The 21528-nt window shown below is 64.6% G+C and carries 20 protein-coding genes; 10 read left to right on the top strand and 10 right to left on the bottom strand.

Annotation, left to right across the window (positions count from 1 at the left end):
• Together AC1VNY_RS19755 and AC1VNY_RS19750 are read right to left on the bottom strand one after the other, a co-directional pair.
• On the bottom strand, positions 1-1491 hold the full coding sequence (locus AC1VNY_RS19755) for a methyl-accepting chemotaxis protein (protein WP_461191203.1): 1491 nt from the start codon (positions 1489-1491) through the stop codon (positions 1-3).
• A gap of 106 nt (positions 1492-1597) precedes the next feature.
• Complete coding sequence (locus AC1VNY_RS19750; protein WP_482406452.1) at positions 1598-1891, bottom strand: hypothetical protein; 294 nt, start codon at positions 1889-1891, stop codon at positions 1598-1600.
• A gap of 493 nt (positions 1892-2384) precedes the next feature.
• Here AC1VNY_RS19750 and AC1VNY_RS19745 point away from each other — a divergent pair, with 493 nt between their 5' ends.
• Together AC1VNY_RS19745 and AC1VNY_RS19740 are read left to right on the top strand one after the other, a co-directional pair.
• The gene (locus AC1VNY_RS19745) at positions 2385-4046 is read left to right on the top strand and encodes a thiamine pyrophosphate-binding protein (protein WP_482406451.1); all 1662 of its coding nucleotides are present in this window, start codon (positions 2385-2387) and stop codon (positions 4044-4046) included.
• 42 nt (positions 4047-4088) lie between these two features.
• The gene (locus AC1VNY_RS19740) at positions 4089-5360 is read left to right on the top strand and encodes an NAD(P)/FAD-dependent oxidoreductase (RefSeq protein ID WP_482406450.1); all 1272 of its coding nucleotides are present in this window, start codon (positions 4089-4091) and stop codon (positions 5358-5360) included.
• Between the two features lie 20 nt (positions 5361-5380).
• On the opposite strand, the gene AC1VNY_RS19735 is transcribed toward AC1VNY_RS19740, so the two are convergent.
• Positions 5381-5614 carry a hypothetical protein gene (locus tag AC1VNY_RS19735; RefSeq protein WP_028334283.1) on the bottom strand — a complete coding sequence of 78 codons (234 nt, stop codon included), beginning with the start codon at positions 5612-5614 and terminating at the stop codon, positions 5381-5383.
• 334 nt (positions 5615-5948) lie between these two features.
• On the opposite strand from AC1VNY_RS19735, the gene AC1VNY_RS19730 reads away from it, so the two are divergent.
• Entirely contained in the window at positions 5949-6101 is a 153-nt protein-coding gene (locus AC1VNY_RS19730) for a hypothetical protein (RefSeq protein ID WP_482406449.1), read from the top strand.
• Between the two features lie 6 nt (positions 6102-6107).
• Here AC1VNY_RS19730 and AC1VNY_RS19725 read toward each other — a convergent pair whose 3' ends face one another.
• Both AC1VNY_RS19725 and AC1VNY_RS19720 read right to left on the bottom strand, forming a co-directional pair.
• Complete coding sequence (locus AC1VNY_RS19725) at positions 6108-6296, bottom strand: hypothetical protein (protein ID WP_482406477.1); 189 nt, start codon at positions 6294-6296, stop codon at positions 6108-6110.
• An 855-nt stretch (positions 6297-7151) separates the two neighbouring features.
• Entirely contained in the window at positions 7152-8132 is a 981-nt protein-coding gene (locus AC1VNY_RS19720) for an NADPH:quinone oxidoreductase family protein (protein WP_482406448.1), read from the bottom strand.
• 374 nt (positions 8133-8506) lie between these two features.
• Between AC1VNY_RS19720 and AC1VNY_RS19715 the strand changes: the two genes are divergently transcribed.
• The 7 genes from AC1VNY_RS19715 (at position 8507) to AC1VNY_RS19685 (ending at position 16987) form a co-directional block, all read left to right on the top strand.
• Positions 8507-9280, top strand: a complete 774-nt coding sequence (locus AC1VNY_RS19715; RefSeq protein ID WP_016848416.1) for a motility protein A — start codon at positions 8507-8509, stop codon at positions 9278-9280.
• Between the two features lie 28 nt (positions 9281-9308).
• A complete protein-coding gene (locus AC1VNY_RS19710; protein ID WP_028334286.1) occupies positions 9309-10139 on the top strand; it encodes an OmpA/MotB family protein in 831 nt (276 codons plus the stop codon).
• Positions 10140-10251: 112 nt separating this feature from the next.
• Complete coding sequence (locus AC1VNY_RS19705) at positions 10252-12150, top strand: potassium transporter Kup (RefSeq protein ID WP_482406447.1); 1899 nt, start codon at positions 10252-10254, stop codon at positions 12148-12150.
• A gap of 151 nt (positions 12151-12301) precedes the next feature.
• Complete coding sequence (locus AC1VNY_RS19700) at positions 12302-14227, top strand: potassium transporter Kup (RefSeq protein ID WP_482406446.1); 1926 nt, start codon at positions 12302-12304, stop codon at positions 14225-14227.
• Between the two features lie 136 nt (positions 14228-14363).
• Positions 14364-14693: a rhodanese-like domain-containing protein gene (locus AC1VNY_RS19695; protein ID WP_016848419.1), complete on the top strand. Its 330-nt coding sequence runs from the start codon at positions 14364-14366 to the stop codon at positions 14691-14693.
• An 8-nt stretch (positions 14694-14701) separates the two neighbouring features.
• A complete protein-coding gene (locus AC1VNY_RS19690) occupies positions 14702-15871 on the top strand; it encodes an aminotransferase (RefSeq protein ID WP_482406445.1) in 1170 nt (389 codons plus the stop codon).
• Between the two features lie 6 nt (positions 15872-15877).
• On the top strand, positions 15878-16987 hold the full coding sequence (locus AC1VNY_RS19685) for a polyamine ABC transporter substrate-binding protein (protein ID WP_482406444.1): 1110 nt from the start codon (positions 15878-15880) through the stop codon (positions 16985-16987).
• A gap of 145 nt (positions 16988-17132) precedes the next feature.
• Here the strand turns inward: AC1VNY_RS19685 and AC1VNY_RS19680 are convergent, their stop codons facing one another.
• Genes AC1VNY_RS19680 through AC1VNY_RS19660 form a run of 5 tightly spaced genes read right to left on the bottom strand, consistent with a single transcriptional unit; the run spans position 17133 to position 21353 of the window.
• A complete protein-coding gene (locus AC1VNY_RS19680; RefSeq protein ID WP_482406443.1) occupies positions 17133-18068 on the bottom strand; it encodes a lipid A biosynthesis lauroyl acyltransferase in 936 nt (311 codons plus the stop codon).
• Positions 18069-18085: 17 nt separating this feature from the next.
• A complete protein-coding gene (locus AC1VNY_RS19675; RefSeq protein ID WP_028344597.1) occupies positions 18086-19363 on the bottom strand; it encodes a beta-ketoacyl-ACP synthase in 1278 nt (425 codons plus the stop codon).
• A gap of 27 nt (positions 19364-19390) precedes the next feature.
• Positions 19391-20575: a beta-ketoacyl-ACP synthase gene (locus AC1VNY_RS19670; RefSeq protein WP_482406442.1), complete on the bottom strand. Its 1185-nt coding sequence runs from the start codon at positions 20573-20575 to the stop codon at positions 19391-19393.
• Complete coding sequence (locus tag AC1VNY_RS19665) at positions 20568-21044, bottom strand: 3-hydroxyacyl-ACP dehydratase FabZ family protein (protein ID WP_482406441.1); 477 nt, start codon at positions 21042-21044, stop codon at positions 20568-20570. The genes AC1VNY_RS19670 and AC1VNY_RS19665 overlap by 8 nt, the downstream gene beginning before the upstream one ends.
• Positions 21045-21053: 9 nt before the next feature.
• Positions 21054-21353: an acyl carrier protein gene (locus tag AC1VNY_RS19660; protein WP_024582229.1), complete on the bottom strand. Its 300-nt coding sequence runs from the start codon at positions 21351-21353 to the stop codon at positions 21054-21056.
• Between the last annotated feature and the right edge of the window lie 175 nt (positions 21354-21528).

Here is a 21528-nt window from a genome sequence, read left to right as displayed (position 1 = left end):
TTACATCGCGCGCACGTTCTTGAGGAACTTGTCGACCTGAACTTCCAGCTCGGAGGCGTTGCTGGCGAGCTCTCCGGAGGCCGCCAGCACGTTCTCGGCGGCCTTGCTGGCATCGTCGATCGCTTTGGTCGTGCCGTTGATGTTGGCGGTGACCTCCTTGGTGGCCGCGGCCTGTTCCTCGACGGCGCTGGCGATCACGGTCGATATCTCGCTGATCTGGACGATGACCTGCGAGATCGCCTTCAGCGCCGTGGCGGTGTTGCCGGTCGCGGCCTGCATCTCGTTGATCTGCGCCGAAATGTCTTCCGTGGCCTTGGCGGTCTGGTTGGCCAGCGCCTTCACCTCGGAGGCGACGACGGCGAAGCCGCGCCCGGCTTCGCCGGCCCGCGCGGACTCGATGGTTGCGTTGAGCGCAAGCAGGTTGGTCTGGCCGGCGATCTGGCTGATCAGGGCGACGACGTCGCCGATCTTCTGCGCCATGGTCACGAGGCCCGCGACCAGCTTGTCGGACTTCTCGGCTTCGTCGACCGCCATGCGGGCGATGCGGCTCGCTTCGGCCACCTGGCGGCTGATCTCGTTGACCGAGGACGACAGCTCCTCGGACGCGGACGCCGCGCTCGCCGAGCGCTGATTGACGAATTCGGCGGTCGTCGTCAGCGATCGAGCCGTGCCCTGCATTTGCGTCGAGGCCGACGCCAGCATCCCGGCAAGCCCCTTCACATCCTTCTCGAAATCGTCGGCCAGCTTCACATTGCCTGTCACGACCGACCAGCTCAGCATCGCGCCGGTGTAGTTGCCGCGCTTGTCGGTCAGCCCGGAGACGCGCAGATCGAGCGTTTCCGGACCGAGCTTGATCTTGGCCGCATGCGGCAGGTTCTTGGGATCGCCGACGATGCGGCGCTGATGCGCCGGGTTCTTGTGGAAGATGTCGAACGAGTTGCCGAGGATCTTGTCCGGCGCCACCGGAAGCAGGTGCTTCACGGTGTCGAGCGTCTTGAGGCTGGTCTGGTTGATGTAGGTGATGTTGAAGTCGGTATCGCACATCATGATGTTGATCGGCATGTTGTCGAGCATCTGCAACAGCCGTTCGGTCTGGGTTTCAAGCCGCGCCTTCTCGGTCGCGAGCTCCCAGGTCAGCATCGGTCCGGTGTAGCGGCCGCGCGAATTGGTCATCGCCGTCACGGTGAGATCGAGCGTCTCGCCGCCGATGGTGATGCGCGCCCTGTGCGGCAGGTTCTTCGGGTCGGACAGCAGCCGGCGCTGATGCTGCGGGTTCTTGTGAAAGATGTCGATCGATTGCCCGATCAGCGCGTCGACCTTCACCGGCAGCACATGCTCGATCTTCTTCAGGTTCTGTCGCGTCGACTCGTTGATGTAGGTGATCTTGAAATTGTCCAGCTCGCAGAGCATGACACTGATCGGCATGTCGTCGAACAGCCGGTACGAACTGTCCGAGCCGACGACGCTTGCGACGCTCTTCATCCCCAACATGCATTGCCCTCCAGCCTTGATAATGATCTTGGTGAATTGAAACGGTGCACCTGATCGGCAGCGGAACGCCTTCCACCGCCGGCCCCACGCAGGTGCGCTACACGATTTACAATTTCTGACTGCGTGAAACGGTAGGCGATTCGAGTTCCATCAAGAAGGGCGTGCAATGCGCCGCGTGCGCTCGCGCAAAGTCGAACGCGCGATGCTCGCGATGAGCGCAATCGAAAGCGCCGCGCAACACCGCGATTTGCCGTGAAATCCATGCGATCGTGCGGTGAAGATGCGAAGCGACCGATCGTTGCACCGTAGTCTTACGGAAGCAAACCGTGCGCTCCCAATGATTGTTATCGTGCACATGACGCGTTGGCTTATGCAGATCGTGCCACGCCATGGCGCGCATCGGAGAGCTCCTGACTGCAATCGTATCGGCGGCCGCGCGCTGCCAGTCTTGGGGTTGTGGCGTGCGGGCATTTTTCCGCCTGCGCTCTGTTGCGGCGATCGGCGCCTCGTGATGATCGCGAGGTTGCGCGCCATCGTCGATGGGAGTTCCCCTGAAAGAAGCACGCACAGGTTGATCACGTTGCGCGAGACCCGATCGGGGCCGCAAACCGGCGTCGTGACATCGGTCCCGCTTGAGCGCGACGAGATTGCCCTGGAGCCGGCCGACGGTGACCTGCGTTGCTTGCCGGCGGCGGCTTCAATCCTGCCGGCGATCCTCCGCTCTGCGGAAATCGATGACGAAACAGCGTTGCCCATTGCTTACCGCATGGCTTGGCGCCGCTACGCCCGCGGTACGCAGCTTCGGCCTTGCACCCCATTTCCGTCTATCATACCCCGTGGGACCACGATCCGCGCGAAGCTCAAGCGCGCGCCAGTACTTGCAGGGAGCCCTCATGACCAAAAGCAATGCCCGCACCGGAGGCCAGATCCTGATCGACCAGCTGGTCGCGCAAGGGGTGGAACGCGTCACCTGCGTGCCGGGCGAGAGCTATCTGGCGGCGCTCGACGCCTTGCACGACAGCCCGATCGACGTCGTGATCTGCCGCGCCGAGGGCGGCGCCGCGATGATGGCGGAGGCCTATGGCAAGCTGACGGGACGTCCGGGCATCTGCTTCGTCACCCGCGGTCCGGGCTCGACCAATGCCGCCCATGGCGTCCACATCGCGATGCAGGATTCCACCCCGATGATCCTGTTCGTCGGCCAGGTCGACACCGGCATGCGCGAGCGCGAGGCGTTCCAGGAACTCGACTACAAGGCGGTGTTCGGCACCATGGCGAAATGGGCGGTCGAGATCGATCGTCCGGACCGCATTCCGGAACTGGTCGCGCGTGCCTTCCGCGTCGCGCTGCAGGGCCGGCCCGGTCCGGTGGTGATCTCGCTGCCGGAGAACATGCTGACTGAAACCGCTGCGGTCGCCGACGCGCCGAAGGTCGAGCCTGCGGCGACCTGGCCGGCGCCGGCCGATCTCGAGCGCCTCGGCAGCATGCTCGCCGGCGCCAAGGCGCCGATCGTGGTGCTCGGCGGCTCGGCCTGGACTGCGGAGGCCGCTAGGGGCATCGCGCGCTTCGCCGAGCGCTTCGACCTGCCGGTTACAACCTCGTTCCGCCGCGCCTCGCTGTTCGACGCCGATCACTCGCATTATGCCGGCGATCTCGGCATCGGCCCGAGCCCGAAGCTCAGGGATCGCATCACCGGCGCCGATGTCATTCTGTTGATCGGCGGCCGCATGTCGGAAATGCCGTCCTCGTCCTACACGCTGCTCGACATTCCGGTGCCGAGCCAGAAGCTGATCCATGTCCATCCCGGCGCCGAAGAGCTCGGCCGCGTCTACCAGCCGGCGCTCGCGATCCAGGCGACGCCCGCAGCCTTCGCCGCCGCGGTCGAGACCATGAAGCCCGCGGCCGCGCCCGCCTGGAAAGGAGAGGCGGTCAAGGCGCACGCGGACTACCTCGCCTGGACCGACAAGCCGCGCGAGCTGCCGGGCAGCTTCCAGTATGGCGAGGTCGTGACCTGGCTGCGCGATCGCCTGCCGAAGGATGCCATCGTCTGCAACGGCGCCGGTAACTACGCCGGCTGGATTCACCGCCACCATCGCTTCCACGCTTTCGCCGCGCAGCTCGCGCCGACCTCGGGCTCGATGGGCTACGGCGTGCCGGCGGCTGTGATGGCCAAGCGACATCATCCGGACCGCGTCGTCGTGGCGTTCGCCGGCGACGGCTGCTTCCTGATGAACGGGCAGGAGTTCGCCACCGCCGTGCAGTACGACGCGCCGCTGATCGTCGTCGTCATCGACAACGCGCAATACGGCACCATCCGCATGCATCAGGAGCGCGACTATCCGGGCCGCGTCGTCGGCACCCAGCTCAAGAACCCGGACTTCGCGCTTTATGCCAAGGCGTTCGGCGGCCATGGCGAGCGTGTCGAGCGCACCGAAGACTTCGCGCCCGCGTTCGAGCGCGCGCTGGCCTCAGGCAAGCCCGCGATCCTGCACTGCCTGGTCGATCAGCGCGCGCTGTCGGTAGGTAAGGATCTTGCGCCGCAGGCTACGCGCTAGGGCATGATCCGGAAAAGTGCGAAGCGGTTTTCCGAGGAGATCATGCCCAAACAAGAGTCCCGTCACGTCGCGATCATCGGGGCCGGCGCGGTCGGCGTGATCAGCGCCATCGAGGCGCTGCGCGAGGGCCACAGAGTCACGCTGATCGATCCGGGCGAGCCCGGCGGCACGCAGGCGGCGAGCTACGGCAATGCCGGCTGGCTGTCGTCGCATTCGGTGATCCCGCCGGCCGATCCGGGCACCTGGAAGAAGGTGCCGGGCTATCTGATGGATCCGCTCGGTCCGCTGGCGATCCGCTGGTCGTACCTGCCGAAGGCCTTGCCCTGGCTGGTCAAGTATCTGCTGTCGAGCCGGACCGAGGCGCAGGTCGAGGCCACTGCGCGGGCGATGCGTGATCTGTTGAAGGACGCGCCGCTGCTGCACCGGCAACTCGCCGAGGAAGCCGGCGTGGCCGAATTGATCGAGCGGCGCGGGGTGATGCATGTGTTTCCCTCGCGCGCGCCGTTCGACCGCGATCTCGGCTGGCGCATCCGCAAGCGTGTCGGCATCGAATGGCTGGAGCTCGATGAAGACGAGATGCGCCAGCGCGAGCCCGATCTGCATCCGCGCTACAAATTCGGCGTCGTGGTGGAGGAGGCGGGACGCTGCCGCGATCCCGGCGCTTATGTCGCGGCGCTCGCCGCGCACGCCATCGCTGATGGCGCCGAGCGCGTCGCCGCCAAGGCCACGGGCCTCAAGCTTGCCGGCAACAAGCTGGTCGCCGTGGTCACCGAGAGCGGCGAGATCGCCTGCGACGCGGCTGTCGTCGCCGCGGGCGCTCGCTCCAGGCAACTGACCGCCTCGATCGGCGATCCGCTGCCGCTGGAGACCGAGCGCGGCTATCACGTCATGATCGAGAATCCGGAATCCGGCCCGCGCAATTCGATGATGGCCTCGGATGCCAAGATGGTTGTCAACTGGACCGACAAGGGCCTGCGCGCCGCAGGTACGGTGGAGATCGCGGGGCTTGACGCCGCGCCGAACTGGAAGCGCGCCGAAATCCTGCGCGAGCATCTCTTCAGCATGTTCCCGAAGCTGCCGAGGGATATTCCGCCATCGCGGATCAAGACCTGGTTCGGCCATCGGCCGAGCATGCCGGACGGGCGCCCCTGCATCGGTTATGCCCGTGCGACGAGCGACGTGGTTTACGCCTTCGGCCACGGCCATGTCGGCCTCGTCGGATCGGCCCGCACCGGCCGGCTGGTCGCGCAACTCCTGAGCGGCAAGGCGCCGGAGATTCCGCTCGCCCCGTTTGCGCCCTCGCGCTTCCTGTAGGAAGCAACGGCGGCGAAGCCTCAGCTGTCGCCGGCCCAGGCCGTGATCGCGGCCGGCGCGATCACGCGTCTCGGTATATGCGGATTGATCGTTCCGGCACTGACGTCCTGCGTCTGAACGAGCAGCGTGCGCGCAAACGCCTTGGCATCCTGCTCGGTCGTGAAGGTACGGGTCTGGCGTGCGAAGCGGTGATGTCCGGCGTCAGGATTTCGCATGGCGAACGAGACGTACCAGATGGCCTTGTCGGTCTTCATCGCGCCTCTTTGGTGGTAATCCGCCCGCGCGATCGCGACGTCGTGCTCGATGCTCGATGTGCAAAAAGTGCCAAGACAAAGAATCCTGAAATACAACACATTGCGGCGAATAGGCTCCTCGGCGAACCAGCAATGCTACAGGATCGGCACGTCTACCGATACTGGCGGCATATTACCTGTCAACCGATGGGTGAAATGACAATGCGCCGTTGCGACGTTGGTTCCATCCGGCAAATTGCCACGTCCTCCCAGGACCTGGGCGACGTTGGGAACGTCGATTTCCTGGGCAAGTTGCCCCGCTCGTTCGAGGGGCATGCGTTGCCGCGAGGACGAGATGACGTGGGATCAAAAAATGGAAACGGCGTGGTTTGTCGTGTCGGACAAGGCGCTGGTCGCGGCCCGAGAGGGTGAAGCGGCGGCCCTGAAGTCCGTGAACTGGTGGCGAGCTGTCACGACAAGTGTCGATACGTTCGAACGGACGACGTAGGCCTCGCTAGATGACTTGGTCCTCCTTGCGTGCCGCCTTGATGGTCTCCTCCACCTCGGTGGCAAGGGCGGTGAGATGTTCGGCGAGTTTGCTGAACAGCTCGCGCTTGCGCAAGTCAGTCGCCAGGTCGCGGATCAACGCACACTCCGCCGCGTCGCGGCGAAGCTTTTCGAGATGCGTGAGCATGTCCTGCATTTTTTCGTCCCCGAATGCCGTAGTCCGCAACGCTAAGGCGGCACAGAACCCCGCAACAATAACCTGTGATACTTTTCGCGAACCTTCGCGAGGGTCGCGTATCTTTCCGATCCTCAAGTCGAGCTTGGCTTGCGAGACCGGCTTCTCCAGGAGGTCGGCGCCCTCCCGCAGCTTGCTGTTCGTCATTCGTCAGTCTGTGGGCTCAACAATTCGTTCGGCTTTTCAGAATTTAACTTGACGGATGACCCAACTCAGATGTTCAATACATCCGTCTCACCCGATCGAGGGGCGCTTCGCGATCGTCACGAACGCGGGTCGAGATGCGGTGGACGCCGAGCATGTGTGCGACGACATGCATGAGAGGCGGACGGCGAAATCGTGTGGTCCTGACGCCCTAGCGGCAGGTGTCTTTTCGCATTGCGCGATGCGCGTTGTGAAGACGGTGACAAACAAGCCCAGTCTCACCGGGGAGAGCACGTATAAGCCGTAACCCATCGCGCAGGGAAAGCCGGGTTGTTTCCGGTTACACCTGTGGTCCTACCCCCGAGCTTTCTACCTATTGCTCGGGGCCCATGGGTGCGATCGGCACCCGGCTTTCCCTGCGCCCTCTGTTTCCAGAGCGGCGAAACGAAAAGCAAAGCTCGGACGATTCATGTCGCGAGAATGCGTTTGTTTGACTCACAGACCGCGCAACACATTCAGTGTCGTCCCTGCGAAAGCAGGGACCCATACGCCGTGGCGGATGTCGTGAACAGAGCTCGTCATTCCAGCGAAGCACACCAATCAGCACTTGTGGTTATGGGTCCCTGCTTTCGCAGGGACGACAGCGAGGATGAGGCGATAGCGCTGCCCCTCTCACGACCCGATCCGCACCACCATCTTGCCGAGCGCGGCGCGGGTCTGCATCGTGGTGAAGGCCGCGCGAAAGTCCTCGAACGCGAACACCTTGCCGACCACGGGCGTCAGCCGGCCATCGTTCAGCCATGCCGACAATTGCGCCATCACGCGCGCCTGCGCTTCGGGCTCGCGGCGCGCGATCTGGGCGGCGTCGACGCCGACCAGGAGGCCGCCCTTGAGGAGCGGCAGATTGAACGGCAGCGCGGGGATGTTGCCGGCCGCGAAGCCGACCACGACATGGCGGCCGTTCCAGGCGATCGAGCGGAACGCCTGCAGCGAGACCTCGCCGCCGACCGGATCGAAGATCACGTCGGGGCCATGGCCGGCGGTCGCGTCCTTCAGCGCGTCGCGCCAGTCGGGCCTCGTGTAGTCGACGACCGCGTCGGCACCGAAGCTTGCGGCGAAGTGGCGCTTCTCCTCCGTCGAGGCCGCGGCGACGACGCGCGCGCCGAGCAGCTTGCCGACTTGAATGGCGGCGATGCCGGTGCCGCCGGCGGCGCCGAGCACGAGCAACTGCTCGCCGGCCTTGAGCGAGCCGCGCTCGCCGAGCGCATAGAGCGCGGTGAGGTAATTGGTGCGAAAGGCCGCGGCGGCCTCCATCGACAGCCCGTCGGGCATGATCTCGGCGGCATCGGGCGGCACCACGATATGCTCGGCCAGCGCGCCCGAGCGCGCCGCGCCCATCACCCGCATGCCCGGCGCGATGCCGGCGACGTCGCCCGCGACCGCATCGACCACGCCGGCGAATTCCGCGCCCGGCGTGAAGGGCAGGGCATCCCTGGTCTGGTAGCGGCCCTCGACCTTCAGCCCATCGACGAAGCCGATGCTCGCGGCGTGGACGCGGACTCGGATCTGTCCGGGGCCGGGTTCGGGGGTGGCGATCTCCCTCAGCCCGATCTGATCGATGGGTGCGTATTGCTCGACGACGACCGCCTTCATCCTGTCCTGCTCATTGGTTGGTTTCCTCGAGAGCCTTTTCCGTTCCGATTGAATCGGAACGGGGCCCTGGTTTCTTGTGTTGACGCGTTCTCTTCACGCGAGCCGGTAGCCAGTTCGCGCGAAAACGCTTCCGGCAATCCTATCCCATGTCCGTTGTTCTACGGGGAGGGGTTTTGTGCATGCAACGGCAGGCTCGCATGCGGAAAGCCAGCATCTTCAACGACATCGCGAAAAGACCGGCGTTTACCCGTTGTTATCCCTACCAAATTCGGTAACGCGTCCTTAATGGCGTTAACGCTAGGGTTTTCCACGCGGCCCGCCTTGGGCTGCGCGCCGTCCAGGACGGGCAGGTTGCGTACGCGTTGGAGTCTCCTATGGATATCATGACTGGCGCCGGGCTGTTGGCTGGCATCATCGTCATCGCGGTGATGATGTTCATGGGCGGCGACCTGCACATGTTCATCTCCGAACACGCCATGATCATCATCTTCGGCGGCTCGATCGCAGCGACGATGATCCGTTTTCCGCTCGGCGTGATGCTGCACGGCCTGCCGCTCGGCGCCAAATTCGCCTTCACCATGAGCCGGCTGTCGGCCCGCGACCTCGTCGACGAACTCGCCCGCATCGCCGAGATCGCCCGCAAGCAGGGCCCGGTTGGGCTGGAGAAGGTCGAGACCGACGAGCCGTTCCTCGCCAAGGGCATCCGTTACGTCGCCGACGGTTACGACCTCGAATTCATCCGCGACAACATGGAACGCGACCGCGACAACTTCCTGATGCACCTCGACGAGGGCAGCAAGATCTACCGCGCGATCGGCGACTGCGCGCCGGCGTTCGGCATGATCGGCACGCTGATCGGCATGGTGCAGATGTTCGCCAACATGACCGACCCCTCCAAGCTCGGCCCGTTCATGGCGACCGCGCTGCTCGCGACGCTGTACGGTGCGCTGGTCGCCAATTTGTTCTGCCTGCCGATCGCCGACAAGCTGCACGGCAAGCTGCTCGACGAGGAGACCAACCGCACGCTGATCATCGACGGCATCCTGATGATCCGCGACTCCAAGAGCCCCGCGCTGGTGCGCGAGATGCTGCTGGCCTATCTGCCGGAGAAGCATCGCCAGGAGGAAGGCGAGCCGGTTCCGGCCTGACCGGACCGCGCTTTCGGGAAACACAGCGATGGCCAAGAAAAAGCGCGGCGACGCTCACACCGGAGGTCACGGCTGGTTCGTGACCTTCGCCGATCTGATGGGCCTGATGATGAGCTTCTTCGTGATGCTCGTCGCGTTCTCCACCATGGACAACAACAAGCTGAAGATCGTCGCCGGCTCGATGCGCGATGCTTTCGGCGTGCAGACCAATGTGCGCTATTCCGGCATCGTCGAATCCGACGGCCTGCCGACCCGGCCGAAGCTGAAGAACGTCGAGCACATCTCGCCGGAGGAGTCTTCGGCCAATCCGACACCGGACGAGAAGGAGCGCAGCCAGATCAACGGCGCGCGGCTGAAGATCGACCGCGAATTCGCGCTCGCCTCGGCCTCGCTCCGCCAGGCGCTGCAGGACATGCCGGAGCTGACCGAGATCTCCAAGAACATCATGTTCGAGGAGACCAAGGAGGGGCTCAACCTCGAGATCGTCGACCAGGACGGCCGCTCGATGTTCGCCGACGGTTCAAGGGAGCCGTATGACCGCACCCGCCGGCTGATCCAGAAGCTGGCCGCGCCGCTGAAGGCGACGCCGCTGCGGGTCGCGATCGTGGGGCATACAGCCGCAGGCTTCGTGCCGGCGCGCAGCGATTATGACGGCTTCGACCTATCCGCGGACCGCGCCAACGCGGTGCGGCAGATCCTGGAGCGGGAAGGGCTGCCGCCGTCGCATATTTTCGCGGTTTCCGGCAAGGCCGACGGCCAGCCGCTGTTTCCCGACGATCCGACGCTGCCGGCCAACCGTCGTGTGACCATCACGTTGATGCGGGAAAATCCGCCACTGCCGCCGGATCTGAAGCCGTAGCTCTGGGTTACCATACTACCGTCGACTACCACAGTTGCGCGGTTGACACGCGGAGCGGAAGCGTCGATAGCCGCGCGGATCAAATCAACCGATCGGGCGTTCCAACCTCGCCATGGCTGTCAGCGTCTCATCTACCGAAGCTCAGGAAGGGCAACCCACCTCCAGCTTCTGGGCCCTGACACTCGGCAGCATCGGGGTGGTGTTCGGCGACATCGGAACTTCGCCGCTCTACGCATTCCGCGAGGCGGTCGGCGGCGCCGCGCACGGCCAGCCGGTCACCCGCATCATGGTGCTGGGCGTGCTCAGCCTGATCCTGTGGGCGCTGTTCACCGTCGTCACCGCGAAATACGTGCTGCTGCTGCTGCGCGCCGACAACAATGGTGAGGGCGGCACGCTCTCGCTGATGGCGCTCGGCCAGCGCGCGATCGGTCGGCGCAGCTGGCCGCTGCTCGCGCTCGGCGTGGTCGGCGCCTCGATGTTCATCGGCGATTCCATGATCACGCCGGCGATCTCGGTGCTGTCGGCGGTCGAAGGCCTCAAGCTCGCCACCCCGCATCTCGAGCACTATGTGGTGCCGCTGACGATCCTGATCCTGGTCGTGCTGTTCTCGGTGCAGAGTTCTGGCACCGCGCGCGTCGCTTCCGCCTTCGGTCCGGTGATGGTGGTGTGGTTCGCCTCGCTGGCGGTGATGGGGCTCGTCCACATCATGGACGACCCGTCGGTGCTGGCGGCGATCAATCCCTATTACGCGCTCCAGTTCATGCTGACCCACGGCACCATCGGCCTGGTGACGCTGGGCGCGGTGTTCCTCGCGGTGACCGGCGGCGAGGCGCTGTATGCCGATCTCGGACATTTCGGCCGCAAGCCGATCCAGTCGGGCTGGCTGTTCTTCGTGCTGCCGTCACTGCTGCTGAACTATTTCGGGCAGGGCGCGCTGGTGCTGTCCGATCCCAGCGCGATCGAGAACTCGTTCTACCGCATGGTGCCCGACGTGCTGCTGCTGCCGCTGGTCGGGCTCGCCACCGCCGCGACGGTGATCGCGAGCCAGGCGGTCATCACCGGCGCCTATTCGCTGATCAGCCAGGCGGTGCAGCTCGGGCTCTTGCCGCGCTTCGAGGTCCGCTACACCTCGGAGACCCATGCCGGCCAGATCTATCTGCCGCGCGTCAACCGGCTGCTGCTGATCGGCGTGCTGCTGCTGGTGCTGCTATTCCGCACCTCGAGCGGGCTTGCGTCGGCCTATGGCATCGCCGTCTCCACCACCATGGTCGCCGACGGCATCATGGGCTTCATCGTGATCTGGAAGCTGTGGAACTGGCGTGTGGCGTCGGCGGCAGCGTTGATCCTGCCGTTCGTGATCGTCGACATGACGTTCTTCAGCGCCAATCTCCTCAAGCTGTTCGAGGGCGCCTGGGTGCCGCTGCTGTTCGGTGTCGTCATGGCGACGATGATCTGGACCTGGCGCCGCGGCGCCGCCATCCTGGTCGCCAAGACCCGACGCATCGAGGTGCCGCTGCGCGACCTGATCCACAGTCTGGAGAAGCGGCCGCCGCATATCGTCAAGGGCACCGCGGTATTCCTGACCAGCGATCCCAGTTTCGTGCCGACCGCGCTGCTGCACAATCTCAAGCACAACAAGGTGCTGCACGAGCACAATGTGATCCTGACCATCGAGACCGCGCCGACGCCGCGCGTCGATCTGTCCGAGCGCGTCAACATGGAGAAGGTGAGCGAAAAGTTCACCGCGGTGCGGCTGCGCTTCGGTTACATGGAATCGCCGAACGTGCCGAAGGCGCTGGCGGTCGCGCGCAAGCTCGGCTGGCAGTTCGACATCATGGCGACCTCGTTCTTCGTGTCGCGCCGCTCGCTGAAGCCGTCGGCCCAGTCCGGGATGCCGCAGTGGCAGGACCATCTGTTCATCGCGATGAGCCGGTCCGCCAACGATGCCACCGACTATTTCCAGATCCCGACCGGCCGGGTGGTTGAAGTGGGTACCCAGGTAACTATCTGATCCGGCGCAGGATTCTGATGTTGACCGTGATCCATGCGTGATCTGCATGGCGGAGGCCTGAATCCGGGCTAACCTATGCATTCCTGCCGGGAGTATAGGCCTGCGATCCGGCATTGTGCGGTGCGGTAGAAGACAGAGGCTCAGCTTCCCCATGTCATCCGAGAGTGCGATCACCGCGGCGGAAACGCCGGCGGCAAACGGCAATGGCGAGGCGCATTCCACCGCCACCTTCAAGGCCCTGATGCTCGGCAGCATCGGTGTCGTCTATGGCGACATCGGCACCAGCCCGCTCTACGCCTTGCGCGAGGCCGTCGCGGCGGCCGCCGGCGGCGAGGGCGCGGTGACGGCGCATGCGGTGCTCGGCGTGCTCTCGCTGATTCTCTGGGCGCTGATCGTCGTCGTCACGCTGAAATACGTCGTGATCCTGCTGCGCGCCGACAACAATGGCGAGGGCGGCACGCTGGCGCTGATGGCGCTGGCGCAGCGCGCGGCGACCAAGGGCGGCGCCGCGATCGTGCTGCTCGGCATCATCAGTGGCGCGCTGTTCTATGGCGACGCCGTCATCACGCCGGCGCTCTCGGTGCTGTCGGCAATCGAAGGCATCAAGCTCGTCACCTCGACATTCGATCCCTATGTCGTGCCGCTCACGGTGGTGATCCTGGTCGTGCTTTTCGCGGTGCAGTCGCGCGGCACCGCGCGCGTCGCGGCCTTCTTCGGCCCGGTGATGTGCGTGTGGTTCGCCCTGATCGCGGTCGCGGCGCTGCCGCAGATCGTGCGGCATCCCGAAGTGCTGTACGCGCTCAATCCGATCCTCGCGGTGTCGTTCATGCTGCATCACGGCGTGATCGGCTTCATCACGCTCGGTGCGGTCTTCCTCGCCGTGACCGGCGCCGAGGCGCTCTATGCCGATCTCGGCCATTTCGGCAAACGCCCGATCCAGACCGCGTGGCTGTTCATCGTGCTGCCGTCGCTGGCTCTGAACTATCTGGGGCAGGGCGCGCTCTTGATCGGCAATCCCAAGGGCATCGAGAACCCGTTCTTCCTGATGTTCCCGGACTGGGCCCTGATCCCGATGGTCGCGCTGGCGACCATGGCGACCGTGATCGCGAGCCAGGCGGTCATCACCGGTGCTTATTCGCTGACGCGGCAGGCAATCCAGCTCGGCCTGTTGCCGCGGTTCGAGATCCGCCACACCTCGGAAGCCCATTCCGGGCAGATCTACATGCCGCGCATCAACCGCTTCCTGTTCATCGCGGTCATCGTGCTGGTGCTGATGTTCCGCTCGTCGAGCGCGCTGGCCTCGGCCTACGGCATCTCGGTGACCGGCACCATGGTGGTGACGGCGATGATGGGTTTTGTCGTGATCTGGAAGGTCTGGCGCTGGTCGCCGATTGCGGCCGCCGCGCTGGTCGCGCCGTTCCTGTTCCTCGACATCACCTTCCTAGCCGCCAACCTGCTCAAGGTGTTCGAGGGCGGCTGGGTGCCGCTCGCGCTTGGCGGCGCGATGATCGTGGTGATGTACACCTGGCGGCGCGGCAGCCGGCTGTTGTTCGAGAAGTCGCGCAAGCTGGAATTCCCGCTCGCCGATCTCGTCGCGATGCTGGAGAAGCGGCCGCCGCAGCGCGTCACCGGCACCGCGGTGTTCCTGACCAGCGACCCCGTCAGCGCGCCGACCGCGCTGATGCACAGCCTCAAGCACTACAAGGTGCTGCACGAGAAGAACGTCATCCTGACCATCGAGACCGCGCCGACGCCGCGCATCGATCCGTCCGAGCGGGTGCGGATGGAGCAGCTGAGCGAGACCTTCTCCAAGGTGACGCTGAAGTTCGGCTTCATGGAACAGCCTAACGTGCCGAAGACGCTGGCGATCGCCCGCAAGCTCGGCTGGCAGTTCGACATCATGTCGACCTCGTTCTTCCTGTCCCGCCGTGCGCTGAAGCCGGCGGCGCATTCGGGCATGCCGAGCTGGCAGGACCATCTGTTCATCGCGCTGAGCCGCTCCTCGAACGACGCCACCGACTATTTCCAGATCCCGACCGGGCGGGTGGTCGAGGTCGGCACGCAGGTCACGATCTAGCGGTCCTGCCAGTCACATCCTGCAAGTCATCTAACCCGTTTCGGACGCTTGATTTTCTCTGCGCAAGAGGCGACTTTGCGGCCCGGAACGGCGGGCCGCGCGACGCTCGCCAAGCTGATATCGGGAGGATATTTCCGTGGCGGACCACAAGGTGGAAGATTTGTTTCCGGACGAGGTGTCGAAGGGCATAGCGGAAGGCCGCTATCTGCTGGTCGACGTCCGTGAGCCGAACGAGGTCGCCGTCGAGGCCTATCCCGATGGCGTCGTGGTGCCGCTGTCGACGTTCGATCCGGCGGCGATTCCCGATCCGCAGGGCAAGCAGGTGGTGTTCGCCTGCCGCTCCGGCAAGCGCTCGGTGACGGCCTCGCTGGCCGCCCAGGCTGCGGGCCTGCCCTACGACAAGCACCTGGCGGGCGGCATCATCGGCTGGAAGGCGGCGGGACTGCCGACCAAGACCGGCGGCTGATCCCCGACATGACCTCCATGAACAAGGTCTTCGCGGACCTTCCTGTCACCATCTTCGAGGCGATGTCGCAGGCCGCGCGCGACAACAACGCCATCAATCTCGGCCAAGGCTTTCCCGACGATCCCGGTCCGGAGGACATCCGCCGCGCCGCCGCGGACGCCTCGATCAACGGCTACAATCAATATCCGTCGATGATGGGCATCCCGGAGCTCCGTCAGGCGATCGCATCGCATTACGGCCACTGGCACGGGCTCAAGCTCGATCCGATGACCGAGGTGATGGTCACCTCGGGCGGCACCGAGGCGCTGACCTCCTCGATCCTCTCCGTGGTCGAGCCCGGTGACGAGGTGGTGTGTTTCCAGCCGGTCTATGATTCCTATCTGCCGATCATCCGCCAGGCCGGCGGCATTCCGCGGCTGCTGCGGCTCGAACCGCCGGAGTGGCGGCTGAGCGAGGAGATGCTGAGCAGCGTCTTCAACCACAAGACCAAGGCGGTGCTGTTCAACAATCCGCTCAATCCGGCGGCGGTGGTCTATCCGCGCGAGGACCTCGAACTGCTGGCGCGGTTCTGCCAGGAATTCGACGTGGTCGCGATCTGCGATGAGGTCTGGGAACACGTGGTGTTCGACGGCCGCGAGCACATCCCGCTGATCACGATTCCGGGCATGCGCGACCGCACGATCAAGGTCGGCAGCGCCGGCAAGATTTTCTCGCTGACCGGATGGAAGATCGGCTTCGTCTGCGCCGCGCCGCCGTTGCTGCGCGTCGCTGCGAAGGTGCACCAGTTCCTCACCTTCACGACGGCGCCCAATTTGCAAGCGGCGGTGGCATATGGCCTCGGCAAGCCCGACGACTATTTCCTCGACATGCGCAAGGACATGGCGCGGAGCCGTGACCGCCTGACCAAGGGATTGGAGAGCATCGGCTTTCCGGTGCTGAAGTCGCAGGGGACCTATTTCCTCACCGTGGATCTGTCGCCGCTCGGGCTCAACGAGACCGATGCCGAGTTCTGCTGGCGGATCGTGCAGGACTACAAGGTTGCGGCGATCCCGGTGTCGGCGTTCTACGAGCAGGATGCGGTGACGTCGGTCGTGCGCTTTTGTTTCGCCAAGAAAGACTCGACGCTCGATGCCGCGCTGGAGCGGTTGTCGGACGCCGTCCACCGCCGCAAGAGGTAGGCCAGAATGCGAGAGCAGAACCGTCGTCTCGTCAGCTTCGTCGGCGCGGTCGCGACGGTCCTGCTGCTCTCGGCCTCCGCCAACGCCGAGGAGCGCACGGTCAACTTTTACAACTGGTCGAACTACATGGCGCCGGGAGTCCTCGAGGACTTCACCAAGGAAACCGGCATCAAGGTTGTCTACGATACGTTCGACGCCAACGAGACGCTGGAGACGCGGCTGCTCGCCGGCAAGTCAGGCTATGACGTCGTGGTGCCGACCGGCTACTTCCTGCAGCGCCAGATCACCGCGAAGGTGTTCCTCAAGCTTGACAAGTCGAAGCTGCCGAACCTCGCCAATGCCTGGCCCGTGGTGACCAATCAGCTCGCCACCTACGATCCCGGCAATAGCTACGGCGCCAACTACATGTGGGGCACCACCGGCATCGGCTACAACGTCAAGATCGCGGAGAAGATTCTCGGTCCCGACGCGAAGATCGACAGCTGGGACATGGTATTCAAGCCGGAGAACCTCGCCAAGTTCAAGGATTGCGGCATCCACATGCTGGATTCCGCCGACGACATCCTGCCGGCGGCGCTGAGCTATCTCGGCCTCGATCCGAATTCGACCAAGCAGGCCGACCTCGAGAAGGCCGCCGATCTCGTCATCAAGATCCGGCCCTATGTGCGCAAATTCCACTCGTCCGAATATCTCAGCGCGCTGGCCTCGGGCGAAATCTGCTTCGTGGTCGGATGGTCGGGCGACATCATGCAGGCGCGCAGCCGGGCGGCGGAAGCCAACACCGGCGTCGAGATCGGTTACACGATCCCGAAGGAGGGCGCGCAGATGTTCTTCGACAATCTCGCGATTCCGTCGGACGCGAAGAACGTCGCCGAGGCCTATGAGCTGATCAACTACCTCTACCGTCCCGAGGTCGCGGCGAAGAACTCGAACTTCCTGTCCTACGCCAACGGCAATCTGGCGAGCCAGAAGCTGATCGATCCGAAGATCTTCAACGACAAGAACATCTATCCCGACGAAGCGATGCAGAAGAAGCTGTTCGTGATCACCGCGCGCGATCCGGCGACGCAGCGGATCATCAACCGGCTGTGGACGAGAGTGAAGACCGGGAAATGACGCGACGCGTCATTCCGGGATGGTGCGTCAGCACTAGACCTGAGATGCGCAATTGCGCATCGGGGAATCTCGAGATTCTCGGTGCGCAATTGCGCACCTGAGGGTTCGATGCTTCGCATCGCCCGGAATGACAAGTCGGATGAGCCTACCGCCAGCGCCGGTGCAGCCAGAGCCATTGATCGGGATACTCACGGACCCAGCCCTCGACGACGTCGGTGATCGCCTGCATCGTGCCCTGGATATCGATCTGGCCGGATGCGTCGAACACCGGCTTGATTTCCTCGGTGACCTCGCCGCGGAAGCGGCCGTCGGGCAGGCGGATGATCCGCGTGCCGTGGATGGGGCAATCGATCTGCCGGCGCAGGCGCGCCAGCAGCGGATTCGCCGTGGTCTTGCGGCCGAAGAAGGTGACGGGAACGCCGTTGGTCAAATACTGATCGACCAGCATCGCGACGTGCTGGCCGTTCTTCAGCGCCTGCGCCAGCTTGAGCGGCGCGTCGCGGCCGGCCGGCACCAATGTGCCCAGATTGACCGCGCGGATGCGCTCGATAGCGCGGTCGGCGGCTTCGATGTTCGGCCGCCGAAACAGGATGGTGGCGTCGAGCCCATGCGCTGCGGCGGCAATTGGAGAGAGCTCCCAGTTGCCGAGATGTGCGGCGAAGAACAGTGCCGGCTTGCCGTCGTCACGCAACTGGTCGAACAGCTGCTTGCTGCGCGCCGAGAATTCGACGCGACCCGGCTTGTCGGGATTCTGGGGATCGTGGTCCCAGATGCGGTCGATATGCGCGAATTCAGCGCCGATGCGTCCGAGGTTGTGCCAGACGCCCGTCAGGATCTCCTCGATCTCCTCCGGTGACTTTTCCGGGAAGGCGGCCGTGAGGTTCTCGCGGCCGATGCGATCCTCGCGCAGCCGGCGGCCGATGAAATGGGCGGCGCGGCCGAAGAACCTTGCCGTCTTCTCGGGATCGAAATAGCGCGTTGTACGCAGCAGGCCGATCGTCAGCCCGCCGATCGCCGCGTCGGTCACGGGCTTCGCGGCGTCACGCAGGTGCGCCCTGGTGCGAAGGAGCAGGCGTTTCATCTGATGAGGCGAGGGCGCTAGGCCGGCTCGCGCGTCAGGATCAGTGAGGCGTTCTGCCCGCCGAACCCGAACGAGTTCGACATCACGGCGGTCACCTTGGCATCGCGCGCCTTGTTGCCGACCACGTCGAACGGGATCGCGGGATCAGGCACCTCGTAATTGATCGTCGGCGGAATACGCTGATGCTCGAGCGTGAGCAGCGAGAAGATCGCCTCGACCGCACCGGCGGCCGAAATGGTGTGGCCGACCATCGACTTGTTCGACGACACCGGAATGTTCTTGGTGTGCTCGCCAAACACGGCCGACGTCGCAAGATATTCCATCTTGTCGTTTTCCGGCGTCGAGGTCCCGTGCGCGTTGATGTGATCGATTTGCTCGGGCTCCATTCCGGCATCGGCGAGCGTCTTGCGCACGCAGCCGATCGCCGGTTTGCCGTCGGGGGCCGAACGGGTGCGGTGGAAGGAATCGGTAAGCTCGCCGCAGCCGGCGACGACGCCGAGGATGCGCGCGCCGCGGGCCATCGCGGCCTCGTAGCTCTCGAGCACCAGCGCGCCGGCGCCTTCGGCCATCACGAAGCCGTCGCGGTTCTTCGAGAACGGTTTCGAGGCGGCCTGCGGCGGGTCGTTCTGGGTGGAGAGAGCCGACAGCAGCGAGAAGCGCACCATGGCTTCCGGGTTCACCGAGCCGTCGGTTGCGACGCACAGCGTCGCATCGGTTTCGCCGCGGCGGATCGCCTCGACGCCAAGCTGGATCGCGGTCGCACCGGAGGCGCAAGCCGTCGACAGCGAAATCGGGGACCCTTTGGTACCGAAGGTCTCGGCGAGGTTGAGCGCGACGGAGCCGAAGGTGAAGCGCCGGTGAAAGTGCGCGAACTTCCCGCCACTGCAGGTCGCCAGGTATTCGATGATTCCAAAGTCCTTGGTCGGAACCTCGCGCGCGACTTCGAGCCGCTGCGGCCACTCGGTCTCGATCGGGGCGACTGCCAGAAACAGCGGGCCGGGAAAGTCGCCCTTGCTGCCGATACCGGCTTGCTCGAGCGCTTCTTCGGTCGCGATCTCCGCCAGACGCTGCGACAGGCTGGTCGAGGAGAACGGGTCGACGGTGACGAAATCGACGGCGCCGGCCATCGTCGTCTTCATACTGTCGAGCGGGAAGCGTGTGACGGTCTTGATGCCGGACTCACCCGCGGTGAGGCGCTTCCAATTGTCGGTCTTGCCGCCGCCGAGCGACGTCACGATTCCCATGCCGGTCACGACGACGATCGGTCGGCCGAATTTATCGCGTGGTGCTGTCATGGTGTCCCCGTCGGTGCTTGCGCCGAATTACTTGACGGCCTCGACCAGTGCCATGCCTTCGCCCTGCCAGTGGCCGACCCCCAGGACAACAATCTGGGTTGGCGCTTCGGTCTTTTCAACCTCCAGCCCGGTCGGGTCGTTGGCCGGATAGAGCGCGCCGCGCGAGATCGACAGCGCGGCCAGCGCGAGCCCGAGCGGGAACTGCGCCTCCATGGTGTGGCCAAAGGTCGTTCCGGTGGCGCGGACGGCAAAGCCGGCATGCTGGCTGAGGAATGCGCGCTCTTCGGCAGTCGCAGGCTCGGCGCCAGTCGCGCCCGTGATCAGGATACCGTTGTCGCCGCTGACGCCGAGCTGCGGCCACAACGTCTGCAGCGATTTCGTCACGGCGCCCGGCTCCTTGCGTCGGGCAAGGTCGGCGACCACCTTGGTCAGCTTGGCGTACGGCTTTGCGCCGCGGGCCTCGGCATGTTCGCGCGATTCCATCACGAGGAAGGCGCCGGCGGAGCCGATGGCAAAGCCCGGGTTGTTCCTGCGGGCCCAGACCGAGCTATACTGGTCCTTGAGGGCGAGATCGCCGAATGCATAAAGCATCAAGAGGTCGCCGCGATCGCCGTTATGAGCGGCGCCGACCAAGGCGATGTCACTCTGGCCGGCTCCAATGCGCGCGACCGCGATCCGTGCCGCGTCGATGCTCGAGGCTTCCTCGCCCATGAAGGTGCGCGAGGTCCCGCACACGCCATGAACGATCGCGATGTTGCCGGCGAGCAGGTTGGAGAGCTGCGCCAGGAACAGCGTCGGGCGCAGCTCGTTCATCAGCTTCTCGTTGAGCAGGGCTGGCGGCAGCTTGCCCTGCGCGTCGGCGTTCATGATCGCCAGGTCGACATTGAGGTCACGCTCGCCGCCGCCGGCTGCGATGATCATGTCCATCCGCGACAGGATTTCCTGATTGCCTTTGACGCCGGCCGAATCGAGCGCCAGCCCGGCGGCATAGGTACCGATCCGCTGCCACGTCTCCATCTGACGCTGATCGCCCTTCTTCGGGATCTGGGCGTCGAAGCTGACGGGAGCGATCGGATGGATCACGTATGGCGCGAGACGCTTCTCGTCGGCATTGACGCGCCGGGCGCCGAGCGCCTCCCAATGCGCATCCAGCCCTTCGCCAAGCGAGGAGAGCAGGCCTACGCCGGTGATCCAGACTTCCTTCTCAGCCATGACTCATTGCCTGCTGCGGAAACCCGATCTTGGTGGCCATCGCATCCATGTGCACGCGCAAGTCCGGGCTGGGGAAGGGGATATGACGGAAGGTCAGCTCGGCATTGCACTTGAGCTCCTTGCCGACGCGAACCTTCGCCGAGGTGACGGCGAAGCCTGAACCTTCGTGCTCGACCTTGGCCTCGATGGTCAGGAGCGAACCGGGGCTGACGAAGCCGCGCATCTTGGCTTCCTTGACCATGGCGAGGAAGGGCATGCGCTCGAACTTGGTCAGACCGAGGATCAGCCAGCCCGAGCTCTGGGCCATTGCTTCGGTCAGCAGCACGCCGGGCATGATCGGATAGCCCGGGAAGTGCCCCGCGAACACCGAATGGCTGTCGGGCGGGACATCCGCCTCGACGACAATGGTCCTTGCGTCGAGGTTGAGGTCGACGATCCGATCGATCAGCTGAAAGATCTCGAGCTGCATGATGGGCGATTACGAGCCCGTGCCCGTGCCCGCGTTCTTGGCTGCAACCAGCTCGTCGATGCGGTCGGCGAGATTCTTCAACACGAAATACTGCTCCGTCGTGGCCTTGCCGTCGTTGACCTCCTGGGTCCACTTTTCGAGCGGCATCTTGATCCCAAAGGCCTTGTCGATGGCAAACGCGATGTCGAGGAAGTCGAGGCTGTCGATCCCCAGATCGTCGATCGCGTGGCTCTCCGGCTTGATCGTGTCGCGCGGGATGTCGCAGGTCTCCGCGATAATGTTGGCGATCTGCTCGAATGTGGAGGACATCATTAAGCCTTTGATATATTGAAGGTAATTCCGGGTCGGCTCAGAGGAGGCGGGCGCGTTGCCCCGGAATGCCCGATTGCTGGTGCCGGAGTCGTGTGCCCGTATATCGGAGCAGGGCCGTTAGTTCAATGGAGCTTGGCCGGCCTCGCAAGGACGGTTTTTGGGCAGGGTTCCG

This window comes from Bradyrhizobium ferriligni (genome assembly GCF_056837965.1).
Note: the sequence above shows the minus strand (reverse complement) of the source record. Positions and strands in the feature narration are given on the sequence as shown.

Coding starts and splice junctions, on each gene's coding strand:
- AC1VNY_RS19755 (WP_461191203.1), bottom strand. CDS start 1,491: ATGTTGGGGATGAAGAGCGTCGCAAGCGTCGTCGGCTCGGACAGTTCG.
- AC1VNY_RS19750 (WP_482406452.1), bottom strand. CDS start 1,891: ATGCGCGCCATGGCGTGGCACGATCTGCATAAGCCAACGCGTCATGTG.
- AC1VNY_RS19745 (WP_482406451.1), top strand. CDS start 2,385: ATGACCAAAAGCAATGCCCGCACCGGAGGCCAGATCCTGATCGACCAG.
- AC1VNY_RS19740 (WP_482406450.1), top strand. CDS start 4,089: ATGCCCAAACAAGAGTCCCGTCACGTCGCGATCATCGGGGCCGGCGCG.
- AC1VNY_RS19735 (WP_028334283.1), bottom strand. CDS start 5,614: ATGAAGACCGACAAGGCCATCTGGTACGTCTCGTTCGCCATGCGAAAT.
- AC1VNY_RS19730 (WP_482406449.1), top strand. CDS start 5,949: ATGACGTGGGATCAAAAAATGGAAACGGCGTGGTTTGTCGTGTCGGAC.
- AC1VNY_RS19725 (WP_482406477.1), bottom strand. CDS start 6,296: ATGCAGGACATGCTCACGCATCTCGAAAAGCTTCGCCGCGACGCGGCG.
- AC1VNY_RS19720 (WP_482406448.1), bottom strand. CDS start 8,132: ATGAAGGCGGTCGTCGTCGAGCAATACGCACCCATCGATCAGATCGGG.
- AC1VNY_RS19715 (WP_016848416.1), top strand. CDS start 8,507: ATGGATATCATGACTGGCGCCGGGCTGTTGGCTGGCATCATCGTCATC.
- AC1VNY_RS19710 (WP_028334286.1), top strand. CDS start 9,309: ATGGCCAAGAAAAAGCGCGGCGACGCTCACACCGGAGGTCACGGCTGG.
- AC1VNY_RS19705 (WP_482406447.1), top strand. CDS start 10,252: ATGGCTGTCAGCGTCTCATCTACCGAAGCTCAGGAAGGGCAACCCACC.
- AC1VNY_RS19700 (WP_482406446.1), top strand. CDS start 12,302: ATGTCATCCGAGAGTGCGATCACCGCGGCGGAAACGCCGGCGGCAAAC.
- AC1VNY_RS19690 (WP_482406445.1), top strand. CDS start 14,702: ATGACCTCCATGAACAAGGTCTTCGCGGACCTTCCTGTCACCATCTTC.
- AC1VNY_RS19685 (WP_482406444.1), top strand. CDS start 15,878: ATGCGAGAGCAGAACCGTCGTCTCGTCAGCTTCGTCGGCGCGGTCGCG.
- AC1VNY_RS19680 (WP_482406443.1), bottom strand. CDS start 18,068: ATGAAACGCCTGCTCCTTCGCACCAGGGCGCACCTGCGTGACGCCGCG.
- AC1VNY_RS19675 (WP_028344597.1), bottom strand. CDS start 19,363: ATGACAGCACCACGCGATAAATTCGGCCGACCGATCGTCGTCGTGACC.
- AC1VNY_RS19670 (WP_482406442.1), bottom strand. CDS start 20,575: ATGGCTGAGAAGGAAGTCTGGATCACCGGCGTAGGCCTGCTCTCCTCG.
- AC1VNY_RS19665 (WP_482406441.1), bottom strand. CDS start 21,044: ATGCAGCTCGAGATCTTTCAGCTGATCGATCGGATCGTCGACCTCAAC.
- AC1VNY_RS19660 (WP_024582229.1), bottom strand. CDS start 21,353: ATGTCCTCCACATTCGAGCAGATCGCCAACATTATCGCGGAGACCTGC.